Raw genomic sequence first — 18363 nt, forward strand, 5'->3', positions numbered from 1 at the left:
GGTCGGCTCGCCGGCGACGATGGCGATGGCCGGTCCGCGGTACTTCGGTTTCGTGATCGGCAGCGCGCTGCCGGCGACGGTCGCCGCCAACTGGCTGGCCACGGCGTGGGATCAGAACACCGGTTTCGAGGAATCCGTGCCCGCCACGTCACGCATCGAGCAGATCGCGCTCGGCTGGCTGCTCGACGTGCTGGAGCTTCCTGCGGGGACCGGCGCCGGCTACGTCACCGGCGCCACGATGGCGAACTTCACCTGCCTGGCGGCCGCGCGTCACACGGTGCTGGCACGCGCCGGCTGGGACGTGGAGGCCAAGGGACTGTTCGGCGCGCCGCCGCTCACGGTGGTGGTGGGCGAGGAAGCCCATCCCACGCTGACCAAGTCGCTCGGTTTGCTCGGGCTCGGGCGTGCGAGCGCGCTCGTGGTGCCCGTCGATTCTCAGGGCCGCATGCGCGCGGACCAGTTTCCGAAGCTTCAGGGCCCCGCGATCGTCTGCGTGCAGATCGGCAACGTGAACTCCGGCGCGTTCGATCCCGTGCACGAGCTGATCCCGCTCGCGAAGCAGGCCGGCGCTTGGGTCCACGTGGACGGCGCCTTCGGATTGTGGGCCGCGGCGTCCAAGGAGCTTCGCCCCCTGGTGCGCGGCGCGTCCGACGCCGACTCGTGGGCGACCGACGCGCACAAGTGGCTCAATGTTCCCTACGACTGCGGACTCGCGTTCGTGCGCGATCCCGAGTCTCTGCGGTCGGCGATGTCGATCACCGCGAGCTACATGCCCAAGCCCGTCACCCGGCATCCCGCCGACTACACTCCCGAGCTTTCGCGCCGGGCACGCGGCGTGGAGGTGTGGACGGCGTTGCGCACGCTGGGACGCTCGGGGCTCGCCGAGATGCTGGAGCGCACCTGCCGGCACGCCCGCCGCTTCGCCGAAGTACTGAGCGGCGCGGGATACGAGGTGCTGAACGAAGTCGTCCTCAACCAGGTCCTGGTCTCGTTCGGCGACCCCGAGACCACGCAGCGTGTGATCGCCGGCATCAAAGCCGACGGCACCTGCTGGTGCGGTGGCACGGTGTGGCAGGGGAAAACGGCGATGCGGATCAGCGTGTGCTCGTGGGCAACCACCGACGCCGACGTCGAGAAGAGCCTCGAGGCCATGCTGCGCATCGCGCGCCAGGTCCGCGGGCACTTGGTCTCCTGATCGCGTACATGTAAAGGCCGCGTCAAGCAAAACTGCGCCGGCGCAGTTTTCTGTCATTTCCTTAACAGCAAGGCCGCGGGGTTGCCAGTCCCGCGGCCTTCTGAACCAGGCCTCGACTCGCCCGAGACCTAGCGCAACATCACGACTCGGTGGCTCTGCACCCGGCCGCCGGACTCGAGCCGGCTGAAGTAAACGCCGGGCGACGCGCTGGCGCCCGCATTCGTCCTCCCGTCCCAGACCCGCACATGCCTTCCCGCGGCGAGCGCCCCGTTCTGGAGGGTGCGCACCAACCGGCCCGCGACGTCATAGACGCGCAGGGCCACGTCGCCGGCCTTCGGCAATGAGAAGCCGATCGCGGTCGCGGTCCGGAATGGATTAGGCGCCGCCGGGGACAGCGCGAAGGACAAACCCGAAGGCTCGTGGACGCCGGTGGTGATCGGCGAGGTGCACAGCTCGGTGGTGATCGAGTAATGACACGTATCCGGGTTGGTGAACGCCATGACGCGCCAGATGTAAATGCCGGGCGTCAGCTCGCCGGTGTGGATGACCTCGGGGTTCGCGAGGCTGGCCGATCCGCCGACGGCGTTCGAGTCGCTGTCGAGCAGCGTGAAGTCCAGGTCGCGGGTCGAGCCTCCGAACCAGGAGAGCCGCCCGACCGCGCTGCCCACGTTGCGGCCGACCGCGAACGATTGATAGCTGTAGCTCACCGAGATCGGGTCGATGCCCTGATTCACGACACCGTACTGGGTGAAGGTCTGTCCCACCGTGCATGCCTGGGGCGGCGGAGCGGCAGCGCCGCGGTCCGAGACCACGAGGAACACGGACTCCTCGTCGAACAGCGATCCGGAGTCGGTGGCGCGGAACGTGAGCTGATGGATGCCGACCTGGCTGGCTTCCGGTGTCCATGCGAACAGGCCCGTCGAGGGATCGAGCAATGCGCCCGAGGGGAGGGAGGTGGCGGAGAAGGTGAGCGCCGCGCCCTCCGGATCGTGGCCGGTGAGACGGAAGCTCATGCCTTCACCCGCCACGCCCTGGCGATCGGTCTGCGGATCGAGCGTCGGCGGCAGGTTGTCATTGGGGTTGCGGTCGAACACCGTGATCGGCACGTCCTCGAAGTCGCTCGCGGGTGTCGGCAGCCCGTTGTCCTGGACCGAGAACCGCACGGTGTACGACCCCATGGCGCCGAAACTGGGTGTCCAGCTGAACTGGCGCGTCGTGGGATTGAACGTCGCTCCTTGCGGCAGCGTGGCCGCGGAGTAGGTGAGCGGCTGTCCGTCCGCATCGTTCGCGCTGGCGAAGAACGTGAGCGTGAGGCCCTCGCCCACGGTGCGCGCCCCGATCGGGGCGAGCACCGGCGCGTGGTTGGGCGAGGTGATCGGATCGAGCGGAATCCAGAAGACGGTCTCCTGGCCTTCGATGGTCGACGTGATGGGATTCGGAGCGGTGTAGGTGGTGGAGCTGGCGCCGTTCCACACGGTGACCGAGAAGGCGTTCACGTAACCCTTGGTGTTGAGATACCCGCCCTCCTTGACGCTCAGGAACCACGGATTCGCGGCGCCCGGTGGCAGGTATCCGCCCACCACGTCGTCCTGGGTCAGGTCGACATGGAAGAAGTGCTGAGCGGTACCGAGGAACGGCGATCCCGTTCCCATCTTCACCGAGTCGGCGGACTGCGCGCCCAAGCCCTGACGGAACCACGCGGGCGCCTGGGTGTTGGTCCCGCTCCCGAAGCGCACGTACAGATCGCCATCCGAGTAGTTGTGCGTCCACGAGTATTGGACGCGCGCCACCACCGGGCTGTCCATGATCCGAGCTTTCATCGGCGGCTCGGCGTGCGACGCGCCGTTCACGTCCACCCAGCGCACGCGGTACCAGTAGTCGCTCGAAGCCGAGAGACCGGCGTCGAGATCGGTGTAGGCGTAATCGTGCCGATTGGCCGCCCCGTGGATCTGGCCGCTCGGCGAGCCGACCGGAATCGTGTGTTGGAGCGTCCACGCACCAGGCACGCCGCTCTGGTCGGGTGCGCGGTCCAGCTCCCAGCGCGACAATCCGATCTCGCGCTGGCTCACCCAGCTCACTTGGAAGCCATCGGGACCGCGCTGCGGGATCACCTGCATGCGAATCATCTGGGTGGAGGATGCGTTCTGCGCCTCTTTGACCGCGGCGTAGGCGTCGACCTGTCCCCAGCCCCACGACGGATGGTAGTTGGGATCGATGCCGAACGGATCGGCGGCGGACGGCGGCTGCTGCCCGCGGTCGCGGCGATGGTCCGCGGTGTCCATGATCAGCTGGCGCACCTGGTCGGTGGACAGCGTGGGATTGGCCGAAAGCACGAGTGCGGCCACGCCGGCGATCGTCGGGGTGGCCATGCTGGTGCCGTTGATGTGGTGATACTCGTTGCCGTCGGTGGTGGGGTCGCCCAGCGCCGAGTTGATGCCCGTGCCGCTTCCCATCACGTTGGGCTTCATCTCGTCGAGATGGTCCGCGTCGCTGTCGGCCAGGCGCGGCCCTTCGTTGCTGTAGTCGGCGACGTAGTCGTCGAGGCGGGTGATGGTGTTGTCGTCGGCGAAGGAGCCGACGGTGAGCGCGAAGTCGGCCGCGGCCGGCGAGGGCATGTAGCTGGTGTTGCCGTCGTTGCCCGAGGCGACGCACACCACGATGCCGGCCTTGTGCGCGGCGTTGACCGCCGCGCAGTCGGCGTCGCTGCCGTCCGAGGGGTCGAGGCCTCCGAGCGACAGATTGGCGACGTCGATGCCGCGATAGACGGCGTCGGCGCCGGTCAGGCCCCAGGTGTCGAACTTGTGGTAGATGAGCCATTCGAGCGCGTCGGCCGAGCCATACCCCACGCCCGCGTCGCTCAGCGCCTTGCAGTCCACCAGGCGCGCGTCGGGTGCGAGGCCGGCGTTGAAGCCGGGCTCCGTGCCGTTCAGCATGCCATTCGGTCCGCCGCTGCCGAGCGCCGTCCCGGCGACGTGGGTGCCGTGATAGGTCGCTTCGGGGTCCAGCTCGTGCCGCGGATTGATGCTCTCGTCGATCGGCGTGTTGAGCTGCGGATTGCCGGAGTAGAAGTTGCCGCCGCCGACCCACTTGTTGCGCAGCGACTCGTGACCGGGGTAGCCGGTGGTCGGGTCGGCTTCGTCGTTGACGCCCGTGTCGAGGATCGCGACCACGATGCCTTTGCCGGTCGCTCCGAGATGCTTCCAGACGCTGGGGAAGAGGGTGTTCCCCGACTCGCGCGCGCGCAGCGCCCGCGTCGCCACGTCGTTCACCGCGTACATGATCGGAATGGTCTCGACCCGGGTCACACCGGCGAGCGCCGCCACCTGGCGCGCCTGCGCCAGCGTCATGCGCGAGCGCACGTAGTCGATGTAGCGATACCGGACCTGCACCGGAACGCCGAGCGCCTGCAGGGCTGCGACGTCGGCGTCCGTGGGATGGTGGTCGTATCCCACGTACACGCCATAGACGTAGGGCGCGGTGGTCTCGAGCAGCGCGAAGCGCAGCCTTCCCGAAAGCGCGTTGCCGGCATGGGCTGCCACCGGGCCCTGAGCTTCGACGGCCTGGATCCGGTCGTCGATCTTGTCCTGGTCCTGGTCCCACAACCATCCGGCTCCCGCAGGCGACACCGCCAGCGCGGCATAGGAAGCCACGAGGCCGAGAACACGAGTCCACATCCGCGGAAACGACATCGAGCACGCCTCCACTGTTGATTCAAGTCCACGCGCAGGACTCCACGGCAGGGAGTCCGAACGGCCTGCTTCGCGAGGGCCGGAGCGGGCGAAGACTCGGGCGGCCTGAACGCCGTCCCCCTCGGGCACGACGCTCTCGCGAGGCGCTTGAGAACCGCTTGACTGGGAGCCGGGGAGGCCGACTCAAGTCCTGCTCAAGCCCGCCCGTCGACCCTTCCTGCGGGCCGACCATGAAGCGCCGACCGAAACCACCGAAGGGCAGGGCCCCCGGGGATCCCATGAGCGTTCCACCCCTCGATGCGCCGCTCCTGCTACCCACCTCGGGTCAGCGTGCGGATCTCGCGCGCGATCCGAGTCCACAAAGAGGAGGGCGCCGCCCGGGCAGCGAGCCGACCCCTTTGGTGGCGCCGTTGCGCATCCTGCCGCTGTGGGACTCTGATATCCTTTCGTTCGCCATCTCCGGCGGCTCGAGGCCGCCGATCTCTATCCCAGGAGCCGCAGGTCCCATGCCTTTGCGGGCGCCTTCCTCTTCGCTTCCGCGCACGCGCCGCACCCGCAACGCGACCCTCCCCAGCGGGGTCGAGACCAAGCTCGTGCGCCCCAATCCGGGCGCCAACGTTCTCGATCGCCCCCAGCTCCTCGAGACGCTGATCCGCAACGCGGAGAAGCCCGTCACCCTGGTGATCGCCGACGCCGGTTACGGCAAGACCACCACGCTCGCCGCCTACGTGCGGTCGCTGCGCCGTCCCGTCGTCTGGTATTCGCTGATGCCGTCCGACGCGGACCTGGTGGTGTTCTGCCGTTGCCTGCTGGCCGGCATCCGTCGCGAGTACCCGCGCTTCGGGCGCGCCTTCGAGCAGGCGGTGGAGGAGGCGCGGCCGGGTGGCCGCTCCGCCGAGATGCTCGCGGGCACGCTGGCCAACCAGCTCGCAGCGCTCCGACCCCCGGGCGTGGTCGTGATCCTCGACGACTACCAGGAGATCGCGGGCCATGCGCCGATCGGGGCTTTCATGGCCACGCTCCTGCGCCAATTCCCATCGGGCCTGCGGCTGATCATCGCTTCCCGGACCATGCCGCCGCTTCCGCTCGAGCGGCTGCGCGCCGCGGGCTCGGTGGCGGAGATGGACTCCGAGCAGCTCCGGCTGCGCCGCGAGGATCTGCAGCGCCTGTTCGAGGAGGTCTATCGCCGGCCGCTGGCCACCAGCGAGCTGGACTCGCTCGAGCGCATCTCGCAGGGCTGGCCCACGGCGGTCCATCTCATCCACGAATCGCTGCGCCGCTCCACCGATGCCACGATCGCCGACGTGCTGGCCGACTTCCGCGCGTCGGATCTCGGCCTCCACGACTACCTGTCGGCCGAGGTGTTCGCGCGGCTCGACCTAGGCACCCGTCATCTGCTCGAGCGCACCGCGCCGTTCGAGCGCTTCGACGCCGAGCTGGCGCGGCGCGTCGCCGAACAGGCGGACGTGCGGCCCGCGCTGGCGGCCCTCGCGCGCCGGGGATTGCTGCGATCGTTCGGCATCGGTGAGCGGACCACCTTCGAATGGCCCGAGCTCGTGCGTCGCTTCGTCCGCCACGAGATCGAGTCGCGCACCGAGGGCGCCGCGTGGGCCGAGCTCGAAGCGCGGGCCGGCGCGGCGCTGGCGGAGCGCGGGGACCTCGAGCCCGCGCTGCGCCACTACCTGGCGGCCGGCCAGCGGGCGGAGGCCGCGGCCTTGCTGCGCACCGTGGCTCCCGGACTCTTGCGCCAGGGCCGCGCCGCGGCGCTTCGCCACTATCTCGGCGAGCTGCCGCCGGAGCTGGTGCGCGAGGACGTGGAGCTCGGCATCGCGCTCGCCGACGCGCAGCAGGCGCTCGGCGCATGGGACGAGGCCGAGACCCGCTACCAGGACGTGCTCGAGCGCTGCCGCGCCGCGCCGTCTCCGGAAGCCGACGTGCGCCTGCTCGAATGTCGCGCGCTGCTCGGTCTCGGCAAGGTGGGCAATCTCCGCGGCCGCCACGAGCAGGTGCTCGGCATGGCCGAGCGCGGTCTCGCGATGTCCCAGGGCCTGCCGATCGAAGTGCATGCGCGGCTGCTGCAGATGAAGGCCGGGGCCCACTTCTATCTCGGGCAGTTCCAGGCGGCGGTGCGTGTGCTCGATCAGGTGCGGGCGCTGCTCGAAGGCCACGACGAGCCGGAGCTGGTGGTGCCCACGATCCACAACCTGGCGGTCGCCTATGCGGCGCAGGGGCGGATCCGCGAAGCCTCGGACGAATTCCGCTACGCGCTCGCCCAGGTGCGCGGCGCCGACTCTCCGCGCGCGCCGCTCTATCTCTCCAATCTGGCGTCCCTGCTCACCGAGCTCGGCGAGCTCTCCGAAGCGCGCCGCGCCGCGGAGGAAGGACTGGTCGCCGCGCAGCGCTTCTCCAACCGCTCTCAGGAATGCGTGTGCCATCAGGCGCTCGCCCAGATCCTGGCGCAGGGCGGAGATCTCGAAGGCGCGCTCGCCGATTTGCGGCATGCCGAGGAGCTGAACGCCGAGCTGCGCATGGAGGTGATCGCCGCCGATCTGCTGGTGCTGCGGGGCCGGATCTTCTGCGCGCGCGGCGAGTACCGGCGTGGCGCCGAATTCCTGCGCCAGGCCATCGAGCGCGGCGCGGGGCGAGCCGATGCGCCGCGTCTCGAAGTGGCGCTGGCGTGGTGCGAGCTGCGCGCCGGACGCGTGGGGACCGCGCGCGACCTGCTGCTGGCGATGGCCGGCCGGGTCGATGCGGGGGAGGACGATCTGCTTCGCACCCGGGTGAACTACTGGCTCGGCGAAGCCCGGCTCGCCCTCGGCGAGACGCAGGACGCCGAGCGCCACCTCGAGCGCGCGCTGCACCTGGCGCGCGAGCGCGGATACCAGCACTTCCTGAGCACGCAGGCCCGCGAAGAGCCGGGGCCGTTGCTGGCCGCGCTGGCCCGAGGGATCGAGCCCGACCTGGTTGCGGGAGCGCTGGTCGAAGCGGGTGATTCGGTGGAGTCTCCGCTGCTCGAGCTGCTGCCGGGCGCGTCGTCGGCGGTGGGCGAGGCGGTGATCGCGGTGCTGGCCGAGGTCGGCGGTGCCCGCGCCCAGACCGCGCTCGAGAAGCTGGGACGCGCGCGGCGCGCGCTGCAGCCGGCCTGCCGCGCCGCCCTCCGGCACATCGGCGCGCGGCTTTCGCGCGGCGTGGCACCCGGCGAGCGCGCCGAATCGGTGACACGTCTGCTGGTGTTCGGCCGGCCGCGGCTCGAGGTCGACGGCCGCGCCATTCCGGCCGCCGCGTGGCGCGCGCAGCGCGCGTTCCAGATGCTCATCTACCTCGCGCTGCATCCTCGCGGCGCCAGCCGCGACGATCTGCTCGAGAGCTTCTGGCCCGGACGACAGGCCGCCGCCGGACGGCGAAACTTCCACCCGACGCTGTCGTACGTGCGCCACGTGCTGCCCAAGTCGGCGACGCCGATCCTTCACGAGGCGGGCTTCTATCGCCTGAACCCCGAGTACCCGCTGACCTGTGACGCGTGGGACTTCGAGCGCCGAATGGCCGAGGCGAGTGCGATGCGCGGCGCCGAGCGGCGTCAGGCGCTGGAGAGTGCGATCGAGCTGGCGTCGGGCGCGTTCCTCGACGGGCTCTACGTCGACTGGGCAGACACCATGCAGACCCGCATGCGCGATCGGCTGGAGAAGGCGCTGACCGATCTCGGCGACCTGCGGGCGCGCGATGGCGAGTACGAGTCCGCGCTCACCGCGTTTCGTCGCGCCGCGGAGCTCGATGGCTTCCGCGAGCCCACGCGTCTTGCGGTCATCGAGTGCCTGCTGCGCCTCGGGAATCGGCGCGCCGCGATCAACGAATACGAGAAGCTCAAGGAGACGCTGCGTGCCGAGCTCGGCGTCGATCCCATGCCTGACACCGAGGAGTCGGTGCGCCGCCTGATGGCCGGCAAAGGCCGCAAGGAGTGGCCGGGGGAGACCCCGGCGCTGGCGGCGGAAGATCAAGGCAAGGAATGGGTTGGGGGAATCACTCAAGCCCCTCGCAAGCGCCCTGAGGGAGTCTCCACCCCATGAGCCGCCGCTCTGGCACGTCGCGGTGGACCTGGCGGGCTGCGCGCACGCGTTGGGCGTTCGCGTGGCTGTCGCTCGGCCTGATCACGCTCGCCGCGCCGGCTCGGTCCGGTCCCTACATCTGGGACCAGGACGGCGATCGTGTGGACGATCGCGTCGAAACGGTCCACGTGCTCGGGTACGCGTTCGCGTTCGAAGAAGGGGACACTCTGGCGCGCCAGAGGATCGACGTGACTCGCGTACCCGGCGGGCTCGATTTCGGGGTCTACGTGATCTTCGACCACCCGATCACCGAGGCCGATCTCACGTCGCTCACCCTGCTCGGCATGCCGGTGCTGCATCGCATCGAGGCGGTTCCGGCGGTGCGGAGCGTGGCGAGCTTCCCTCAGGCTCAGGCCGCCGCGGCCTTGCCCGGCGTCGAGCGGGTGGAGGCCAGTCCGGTCCTGCACCTGCTGCTTCGCGACAACGCCGCCGCGATCGCCGCCCGCGACGCATCCGAGCGCGTCTTCCCGACCTGGTCGGGCGCCGGCGGCGGTGGGGGTGAAGGCGTGGTCGTCGCGATCCTGGACACCGGCATCAACGACGCGGTCGAGGCCGGCTGGCCCGGACACGAATCGGTGAGCGGACGCTTCGTCGGCGGCGCATCGTTCCTCGCCGCGGATTCCACGCTCGACACCGGACGAAACGCCAGCGTCAATCCGGCGGATCACGGGGGTGCAGTCACCGCCGCGCACGGCACGCACGTCGCAGGGATCGTGCTCGGCAGCGGCGGGACGTCGGGGTTCGCGCGCGGCTTAGCACCAGCGGCGCGGTTCGTGGACGTGAAGGTCCTGAACGATGCCGGCGTCGGCACCGGGCTTCCCGAAGCGATCGACTGGTGCATTCACAACGCGCAGCGCAACTGGGGCGTTCCCGGGTACGAGGGCATCGACGTCATCAACCTGTCGCTGTCGAGCCCGGATGTCAGCGACGGCAACGACATCGCTTCGCGGCTCGCCGCCGAAGCGGTGGCGCGCGGCATCGTCGTGGTGGCCTCGATGGGGAACGATGGCGAGGTGCGCGTCCCTTCGCCCGCCGCGGGGGACGGCGTGCTGGCGATCGGAGCGCTGGATGCTCAGCGCACGGGTCCGGACGGCGATGACGTCTTCGCGACGTTCAGCAATCGCGGCCCGCGGGCGAGCGACGGCGATGGCACCACCAGCGATGAGCTGAAGCCCGACCTGCTGGCGCCCGGCGTCGCGGTGCTCGCGGCGGACGGCGCGCAGACCACCGATGGGGCGCAATACCGGCGAGCGACCGGCACGTCGATGTCGGCGGCCATGGTGAGCGGCGCCGTCGCCTGCCTGCGCTCCACGGCGCCCAGCCTGTCGCCGGCGGCGATCGCGACGCTGCTGCGCGAGACCGCGTGGCGTGGTACGGCGGGGCTCCCCTCCGGCGCCACCGGATCCGATCCGCGCTGGCAGGCGGCGCGAGGGTTCGGAGCGCTCGATCTCTACGCCGCCAAGCTGGAGCTCGAGACCCGCGACCGCTCGCAGATCGCGCGGCTCTCGCTCGAGCCGGCCGACACCCACATCGCGGTCGAGCTCCGAACCCAGCGCGAGCGCGTCGCGTCCTTCGACTTCGAGCGCGCGCCGGACGTCGCCGGCAGCCCCGGCGCCTTCGCCGTGATCGATGCCGTGGCGGGTGTCGGTGACAGCAGCCTGGCCGACCTCACGAACCGCCAGCCCTACACCCGCACCTGGAGCGTGCCGGGGAACGAGCGCGGGCTTCCTTTCTGGTACCGCGTGGCGTGGACCGAAGGCGGAGTCCGCTACTCGTCCCCGGCTCGTCGCGTCGTCAGTCCGATCGGTCCGAGCGCCGCGACGATCGAGGTGACGATCGCTCACAACGCCTATGACGAGGACGTGGACGCCACGATCGAGGTCGGAGCGACGGCCGGCAATCCGCCTGCGCTCGCGTGGACGCTTCCGGGGACGGCCGCTGCCGTGTCGAGCGACTGGGTGAACGGCACCTCGGTCACGGGCAACGTGGCGTGGACCTACCGCATCGAAGTTCCTTCCGGATCGGCCAATTCCTGGCTGCCTCCTTCGGCGGCGGCGCCCTGGTGGCTGCGTGTCACCGAAGGCGGATTCCTCAATCGCAGCGGCCGGGTGATGAGCTATCGGCTGATCCACCACGCCAGCGGAGGCGACGCCGTGTACCAGGGCGGCCCGATGCCTCTGTCGACGATCGAAGGTCAGACCGTCGGGGCGACCGTGCCCGGGAACGCCGTCGGTGTGGGGCCCGGCCCGCAGACCTCGCGCACCCTGCGCGTGGGACCGAATCCGGCGCGACTCGGCACGCGTGTCGAGTTCATCGCCGGCCAGGGCGCGGGTCTAGAGGTCGAGATCTTCGATCTCGTGGGCCGGCGGGTGGCGCGCCTTCCATTCGCGGCCGGGAGCGGCGAGCGCCGCGTCTCATGGATGCTGCGGGATCAGCGAGGTCAATCGGTGCGTCCGGGCGTCTATCTGGCGCGTGCGGCCGAGGGCGAGCTCGTCCGGTTGGTCATCCTCGCGCCCTGAGCTCGGTCTTCAGGCAGCCATAGATCAAGAGCCTTTCACGAGCCTCCGATAACCGCCGTATGAATCGTTCCATCGGCAAGCGCCTCAAGTGGGTGCTGCTGGGCATCTCCTTGCCGTTTTTTCTCCTTCTCTCGTGCGGGCTCTACGTCGTGGCGGGTTGTGCGCATCGCTCCGATAGAGCGATGGAGCGGCACTTCGTGAGGCACCAGGCAGACTTTGAGAAGCTGGTCCGGCTGTTCCAGCAGGACGGAACGCTTTCACAGGGCCCGTACCTGAACTCGGCCTTCCCGTCCAACATGTCCAAGGGGAGGCGAGAGCGTTACGAAGTGCTCTATCGAAGGCTGGGAGTGATGAAGATCGAGCGTGAGGGCGGCGTGATCCTGATCCGTGCATCGACCGCCCACATCTTCGACCGGAAAGGTTACGCGTGGTGCGATCAACCGGTCGAGTCTTTCACCTGCGATGGTGTGACTTATCGAAGTCTTGCTTCGGCAGGCGAGCTGGTGAGCGGCGAGACCACTCGGGAGCTTCGACACCAATTCCGAGTGTTTCGGCCCATTGCCCCTCGTTGGTACATCTACTACCAGGGGACTTCCTGAAATGAACCAGGGGGCGGTGCTGAGCTTGCCTCCGGTCGCGCGCTGATCTCGTCCGCCGTGAACTTGGAGCCGTGCCGGTAGACGTTGTCCGTCATCCAGCCGCGCAGCGGCAGAGCCGGTTGTGCGCTCTCGCATGTCAAGGCTTCGTCACGCAAAACTGCGCCGGCGCAGTTTTCTGACATTCCCATGACAGCGTTGGCCTGCCATCGCCGCGCCGCCCGGGGCCTTATCTCGCCCTGATCAGGGCTCGGCCAGCACGGCCGCGAGCTGCTCGGGCTGCACCGGCTTGGTGAGATGCCGGTCGAAGCCGGCATCCATCGCCCGCTGCTTGTCCTCGGCCTGTCCCCATCCGGTGAGCGCCACGAGATAGATCGCGCGTCCCCAGGGCTGCGCGCGAATCTCACGGGCGAGATCGTAGCCATTGAGCCTCGGCATCCCGATGTCGAGGATCGCGGCGTCGTAGCGCTGCCCCTTCAGGGACTCGAGAGCTTCGACGCCGTCGTGCGCGGTCTCGACTCGGTGACCCATGGCCCCGAGCAGCAGCGCCAGGCTCTCCGCGCCGTCCAAGTTGTCGTCGGCGACCAGGATGTGGCGGCTCTCTCCCGTGATCAGCCTCGTGAGGTCCTGCCTCGGGGTGGCGGGAACCTCGGTGACGATCGGCATCGTCACCTCGAACGTGCTTCCCTTCCCGGGGCCCTCGCTCGAGGCGCTGACCGTTCCGCCATGGAGGGCCACGAGCCGCTCCGAGAGCGCGAGCCCGATGCCGAGGCCGCCGCGCGTCTTCTCGAGCGAGCGGTCGAGCTGGGAGAAGGGTTCGAAGATGTCGCGCAGCTTGTCGGGCGGGATGCCGATGCCGGAGTCCTTGACCGTGATCATCAGCTCGCGGCGATGCGAGCTCACGTCGACATCGATCTCGCCGCCACGGGGCGTGTACTTGATCGCATTGTTCACCAGGTTGCACACCACCTGCACGAGCCGCGCCCGGTCGGCATTCACGCGCAGGTCGCCGCGCTCGACGTGCCAGCGCAGCTTCTGCGAGGCCTCGTCCACGGCGAACTGGGTGGCATCCTTCACGTCGCCCACCAGCTCGCCCACCGAGAATTCCGAGCGCCGCAGCTCGAGGGCGTCGCGAGTGATCCGCGAGATGTCCAGCAGGTCTTCGATCAGTCGCACCATGTGCTGAACCTGGCGGTCGATCAGCTCCAGGCTGGGCCTCGAAGCCGGGTCCGTCCCCTTCATTCGCAGATACTGCGCGGCGTTGCGGATGGGCCCAAGGGGATTGCGGAGCTCGTGCGCGAGTGTCGCGAGGAATTCGTCCTTGCGGCGGTTCGAGTCGAGCAGCGACTGATGGGCCTCGCTCACCTCGACCAGCATCGCGTTGAAGGCGTCGACCAGCTGTCCGGTCTCGTCGCGCGTCTCCTTGCGCACGCGCAGCGACAGGTCGCCGCGGGTCTTCACCTGCTGGGCCACGTCGGCGATCGCGAGCACGGGCCTGGTGACCGCGGACTCGAGCAGGGTGGTCAGGCCGAGTGCGACCAGCAGGCTCGCGAGCAGCACCAACCCCAGGACTGGAAGGTAGTGAGACAGGCGACCCGCTCGGTCGTAATCGGCCAGCAGGTACACGGTGCCCACGCGCTCGTCGGCATCGCGCACGGCCTTGAAGAGGACGAGCCGGTCGCGGTCGAAGCGATAGCCTTCGGCGCCCGCGATGTCGGGGAACGTCGCGCGAGCTCCCGGCCGCGCCCACGTGGAGAAGAGACGGCCACCCTGATCGTAGACCGCGGCCTCGCGGATCTCCCTCCGGATCGACAGCAAGGCGAGGCTCTGGTGCGCGGTGAGCGTGTCGTGGAACACGATCGCCGGCGCGCTCGTGCGACCCACGACCTCGGCCTGCAGCAGCAGGTCGCCGGCCCAGGACGACTGATGCGATCGCACGTCGTGAGCCACCAGCACGATGCCGGCGAAGAGCAGCGCCGCCAGGGTCGTGACGAGCACGATCAGCATGATCTTCATGCGCAACGAAGGAATCGCGCGCAGCATCACGGGGTCCGTGTCATGACCTGGTGGGCCACCGCCAGCAGGCGGGAGCTGAGCGTGAGCCCGGCCTTGCGCGCGGCGCCCAGACCCACCTGGAAACGCACGTGGCCGTCCACCAGATCGAAGTTGATCATGCTTCCGAGCGCGAGCGCGTCCTCGGTGTCGGTCACCACGAGCACCGGACGGCCGCGAACCGAGCGGATGAGCGCGCCGAGCCGGTCGGCTTCCGAGTGGCCGATGAACAGCACGTGGAGCGCCGGAGGAGCGTCGAACGCCTTGAGCCGGACCACGGACATGGGACGTGCGTCGGCCGGACGCGCACGGATCAGACGCTTCAGCTCATCGGCCAGGCCCTCATCACCGACCACGCCGATGACCAGCGCGGCATCCGCGGCCGGCGCCGCCGACGCAGGCCATTCCACGTAACCGGAGAACTTCGAGATGAACGCGGCCTTGACGCTCCGCTCCAGATCCTCGCCGGAGAACGCCGGATGGATGACGGCGAGCACGCCGAGGACGACCGCGGCGAGCCGCAGGCTCTCGCGCAGACCCGATCCACTCAGAGCCGCCATTGGAGCTGGGCGAAGAAGCTGGGCCCGAACTCGGCGCGGTTCGCAACGTTCGCGCCCCATTCGGCGTGCGCGGGCCCGAAGAGGTTGTATCCGGTCACCGACAACTCGAATCTTTCGAGGAAGCGCGTTGCGATCCGGCCGTCGACCGTGGTGTAGCCAGGCACGGCGGACGGTTCCAGCTCGCCCACTTGCCGCACCCAGAGATCGATCTCGTGGGGATCGCCGAGGTCGAAGGATCCGCGTGCCATCCACCAATGGTGTGGATCGTTGCCGAGCGTCTGCCGGCCATTGATGTCCATGCTTCCAGGCTCGACGTCGATGTCACGGTTCTGCGCCACTCCTCCGGCACTGAATCGCACGCGATCGGTGACGCGATAGCTGGCCCACGCTTCGACCCCGTGCGTCACGGCGTCGATCCCGTTGAGGAACACCGGTCCGACCGCCGAGGGCTCGAGCGAGCGCAGCCGGTCGTAGACGCTGTAGAAGCCGGTCATCGAGTAGGCGAGCGCCGGATGAGGCTGGGCGCGGTAGCCGAGCTCGGCGACGTTGGCCAGCTCGGAGCGGAAATCCGGACCTCCCGCGAGGATGAAGTGGGGGGGCGCCGCGGGCGAGAAGAGCTCCCGATCGACGCGCGACGGCGCGCGGACCGCCCGGGAGACCGAGGTCCACAGCAGATGGCGTGACACCGGGCGCCACGTGGCTCGAACGGTCGGCAGGTACTCGAGCTCGGTGTACACGTTGTGCTCGAGACGAATCCCCGCGGTGAGATCGAGCTCGTCGGCGACATGGAACAGATCTTCGGCGAACACGTGCCAGTTGGTCAGGTCGCGATCCTCGGGGATGAACGCGACGGCCGGTCCCAGCGCCTCCGCGCGGTCGGGCTGGAAGCGGTAGCCGGCGCCCCACACTAGGTCGTGGCGCGCAATGCGGGCCTCGTGCTGGAACTCGGCATCCCACGTGTCGATCATGTCGTGGATCGACCCGGGCTGATCGCGCTCATTGCGCTCGTAATAGACCTGCGCGCGGAATCCCGGCGCCGAGGCCGGCTTTCGTATCCAGCGCCCGAGCACGTGATACCCGGACACGATGCGATCTTCGGGCACCTGCTCGATCTGGTTGTGAATACCGCCGGCGTCGATGAAGTACGTGCTCGTCTCGCCGACCCAGCGGCCGCGCAGGCCGCCGAGGAAGCGCTCCGAGGCATCGATCACGTCGCCGCCCGCTCCGAGGTCGCTGTGCTCCTGGTTCACGTACTTGCCGTACGCGCGGTAGTAGAAGGATCGGTGGCCCGCGCCATAGCGGGCTTCGCCGACCTGGAGATCTGATCCGCCGCCGCCGGCGACCAGGACGCCCTGAGTCTCTGGTGCTGCGCGCGTGATGATGTTGATGATGCCGTTGACCGCGTTCGTTCCCCACGAGGTGCCCCCGGGCCCGGTGAGCACCTCGATGCGGTCGAGGTCCTGGATCAGAAGGTCTTGGGCTTCCCAGAAGACTCCCGAGAACAGCGGCGAGTAGACGGTGCGCCCGTCGATCAGCACCAGCATCTTGTTGGCGAACACGCTGTTGAATCCGCGCGCGCTGATCGCGTACTGGTTGGCATCCGCGCGCGCGACCTGGAGGGTGGGAACGAGGCGCAGCAGCTCGGGCAGCGTCTTGGCGCCCAAGCGACGGATGTCTTCGGCCGTGAGGACGAACACCGAACCCGCGGTTTCGGAGAGCCGCTCGGCCCGCCGCGAGACCGATGTCACCTGCAGGTCGTTGAGCTGCTCGAGGCTCAGCTCCGAGAGATCGCTGGCGGCGAGACGGATCTCATCGCCGCCCGCGGCACGCCAGGGCCCGCAAGCCAGCAGAACGACGACTCCTGTCCTGATCCATGACCAAGGCAACGAGAATCTCTCCATTCGACGGCAGCGTGTCGACACACTGGAACGGCCTCTCTCTCGTCTACATCGATCGCAAGGCAGGGTGAAACGGGTTCACGAAAGGGCGCCGGCCATTGGACGGCGCCCTTTCTCGCGAACCATCTTCCTAGGAGATGTTGATCTGGCGCCGCTGTCGCGAGCTCTGCGTCTGAGGTAGCTCGATCTCGAGCACGCCGTTCTTGAAGCTCGCCGTGACCTCGTCGGCTTCGACGGACTCGGGCAGCGAAATTTCCCGGTAGAACCGGCCATACGTCCATTCCGTCTGGTAGTAGTCGCGGCCGCGTTGCTCGTCGTCTTCGCGACGCTCGCCTTCGACGATGAGCCGGTCGTTCCAGACGCTGACCTTGACGTCGTCGCGCTCGAGGCCCGGAAGCTCGACTCGGACCACCGTGCGCCCGTTCCGGTCGAACATCTCGGCGCGCGGCGACCAGACGTTCATCGACCGCCGGCCCCCGGACCGCACGTTGCCAAAATCTTCGAAAAAGCGGTCCACGTCGCCGCGGAAGCGGCGCAGCATGTCCAGCGGATAGGTCATCAGCTCACGCCCCATCGGCCAATCGAGCGCCGTCTGCGGTGTGCTCGAATAGGTCCGCATCGGGCTGGTGCTGGGCCGCGGGTTCGCCTGGACCCGTGAGCTCGTACCTCGGGCCATGCTCCTGCGCGGATTCTGCGGATGCTGCTGCTCCGGCTCGAGGTTCGAACGGGTCTGCCCATTCCCTGCGTTCCGACGTCGGTTCTTCATGGCTCCTCCTCCGTGATCGTTGGTCTCTCCGATGGGCTCGATCGACCGGACAGGCAGACGCGGTTATGAAAAGGTCGGGTGATGGGCATGTAATCTCTGCCCACCCGCGCCGCCCTGACTGCACGCCGTCCGTTGGGTGCGCGCTCCCGAAAGCTTTGAGACCAAAGCCGATAGCGGTAAGGGCTCGTCGAACCGAACGGACGCCTGCCAGGGTCGCTGGCTCCCGAAACTGCATCGCAGCAAGGACCGCGCCCGATTCGGGGGCACGAGTCGACCGGCGTTGTCGGCTGTGGTCGGTCGTCTCCAACGCCGTTAGGATCGGCCGCGAAGTGAGGCAGGAGTGCTTTATGAACCGCGATCGCTGGAAGCCAGCTTCCACACCCGCGCTTCCGCCGTCCTGATGTCCAGCTCTCCGAAGTCCATCGTGACGGCGCGCGAGGACTTCCTCGCGGTTCCGGGTGCGCGCCTCTACGTCCGGCAAGTGGGTGCTGGGCCGCCGCTCGTCATCCTTCACGGTGGACCCGATTTCAACCACCACTACCTGCTTCCCGAGATGGATGACTTGGCGCGGCGCTTCAGCCTCGTTTACTACGACCAGCGCGGACGCGGGAAGTCGTCGGACGGCGTGGCGCCCGAGGACGTGACGATCGCGTCGGAACTCGATGATCTCGACCGACTCCGAGTCCACCTCCGCGTGGACGCGATGGCCATACTCGGCCACTCCTGGGGCTGCGTCCTGGCCATGGAGTACACGGCGCGGCATCCCGCTTCCGTGAGCCAGCTGATCCTGCTGAACACCGCACCCTCGTCACACGCCGACCTGTTGCGGACGCGAGAGCATCGGCAGGCCCACCACAGCGAGTGCTTGGCCAGGATGAGCGAGATTGCGAAGACCCCCGCCTATGCCAAGGGCGACGTGGCGGTGGAGGCCGAGCTGTACCGGGCGCACTTCGGCGCGACGTTCCGGCGCCGGGAGACGCTCGAA

Annotated in this window: 10 protein-coding genes; 5 read left to right on the plus strand and 5 right to left on the minus strand. The window is 68.8% G+C overall.

The window, feature by feature from the left end:
- A partial coding sequence (locus tag VFQ05_16960) for an aminotransferase class V-fold PLP-dependent enzyme (GenBank protein ID HET9328460.1) occupies nt 1-1195 on the plus strand: 1195 nt, incomplete at its 5' end.
- A 128-nt stretch (nt 1196-1323) separates the two neighbouring features.
- Here the strand turns inward: VFQ05_16960 and VFQ05_16965 are convergent.
- Nucleotides 1324-4884 (minus strand): S8 family serine peptidase, encoded by a 3561-nt coding sequence (locus VFQ05_16965; GenBank protein ID HET9328461.1) that lies wholly within the window; start codon nt 4882-4884, stop codon nt 1324-1326.
- A 506-nt stretch (nt 4885-5390) separates the two neighbouring features.
- Between VFQ05_16965 and VFQ05_16970 the strand changes: the two genes are divergently transcribed.
- From VFQ05_16970 to VFQ05_16980, 3 genes are read left to right on the plus strand one after another with little or no spacing between them, the layout of a single operon-like run.
- Nucleotides 5391-8948, plus strand: coding sequence for a BTAD domain-containing putative transcriptional regulator (locus VFQ05_16970; protein ID HET9328462.1), 3558 nt, complete (start codon nt 5391-5393; stop codon nt 8946-8948).
- Nucleotides 8945-11506 carry a S8 family serine peptidase gene (locus VFQ05_16975; GenBank protein HET9328463.1) on the plus strand — a complete coding sequence of 854 codons (2562 nt, stop codon included), beginning with the start codon at nt 8945-8947 and terminating at the stop codon, nt 11504-11506. Before VFQ05_16970 ends, VFQ05_16975 begins: the two co-directional genes overlap by 4 nt.
- 59 nt (nt 11507-11565) lie before the next feature.
- Complete coding sequence (locus VFQ05_16980; GenBank protein HET9328464.1) at nt 11566-12105, plus strand: hypothetical protein; 540 nt, start codon at nt 11566-11568, stop codon at nt 12103-12105.
- Between the two features lie 240 nt (nt 12106-12345).
- Here VFQ05_16980 and VFQ05_16985 read toward each other — a convergent pair whose 3' ends face one another.
- From VFQ05_16985 to VFQ05_17000, 4 genes are all read right to left on the minus strand, one after another.
- The gene (locus VFQ05_16985) at nt 12346-14145 is read right to left on the minus strand and encodes an ATP-binding protein (GenBank protein HET9328465.1); all 1800 of its coding nucleotides are present in this window, start codon (nt 14143-14145) and stop codon (nt 12346-12348) included.
- On the minus strand, nt 14145-14714 hold the full coding sequence (locus VFQ05_16990; protein ID HET9328466.1) for a YfiR family protein: 570 nt from the start codon (nt 14712-14714) through the stop codon (nt 14145-14147). The genes VFQ05_16985 and VFQ05_16990 overlap by 1 nt, the downstream gene beginning before the upstream one ends.
- Entirely contained in the window at nt 14702-16600 is a 1899-nt protein-coding gene (locus VFQ05_16995; protein ID HET9328467.1) for a TonB-dependent receptor, read from the minus strand. The genes VFQ05_16990 and VFQ05_16995 overlap by 13 nt, the downstream gene beginning before the upstream one ends.
- A gap of 142 nt (nt 16601-16742) precedes the next feature.
- Nucleotides 16743-17378 carry an Hsp20/alpha crystallin family protein gene (locus tag VFQ05_17000; GenBank protein HET9328468.1) on the minus strand — a complete coding sequence of 212 codons (636 nt, stop codon included), beginning with the start codon at nt 17376-17378 and terminating at the stop codon, nt 16743-16745.
- Nucleotides 17379-17718: 340 nt separating this feature from the next.
- Here VFQ05_17000 and VFQ05_17005 point away from each other — a divergent pair.
- Nucleotides 17719-18363, plus strand: a 645-nt coding sequence (locus tag VFQ05_17005; protein ID HET9328469.1) for an alpha/beta fold hydrolase, incomplete at its 3' end; no start/stop codon positions are given.

This window comes from Candidatus Eisenbacteria bacterium, from assembly GCA_035712145.1.
Classification (GTDB): domain Bacteria; phylum Eisenbacteria; class RBG-16-71-46; order RBG-16-71-46; family RBG-16-71-46; genus DASTBI01.

Coding starts and splice junctions, on each gene's coding strand:
- VFQ05_16965 (HET9328461.1), bottom strand. CDS start 4,884: ATGTCGTTTCCGCGGATGTGGACTCGTGTTCTCGGCCTCGTGGCTTCC.
- VFQ05_16970 (HET9328462.1), top strand. CDS start 5,391: ATGCCTTTGCGGGCGCCTTCCTCTTCGCTTCCGCGCACGCGCCGCACC.
- VFQ05_16975 (HET9328463.1), top strand. CDS start 8,945: ATGAGCCGCCGCTCTGGCACGTCGCGGTGGACCTGGCGGGCTGCGCGC.
- VFQ05_16980 (HET9328464.1), top strand. CDS start 11,566: ATGAATCGTTCCATCGGCAAGCGCCTCAAGTGGGTGCTGCTGGGCATC.
- VFQ05_16985 (HET9328465.1), bottom strand. CDS start 14,145: ATGCTGCGCGCGATTCCTTCGTTGCGCATGAAGATCATGCTGATCGTG.
- VFQ05_16990 (HET9328466.1), bottom strand. CDS start 14,714: ATGGCGGCTCTGAGTGGATCGGGTCTGCGCGAGAGCCTGCGGCTCGCC.
- VFQ05_17000 (HET9328468.1), bottom strand. CDS start 17,378: ATGAAGAACCGACGTCGGAACGCAGGGAATGGGCAGACCCGTTCGAAC.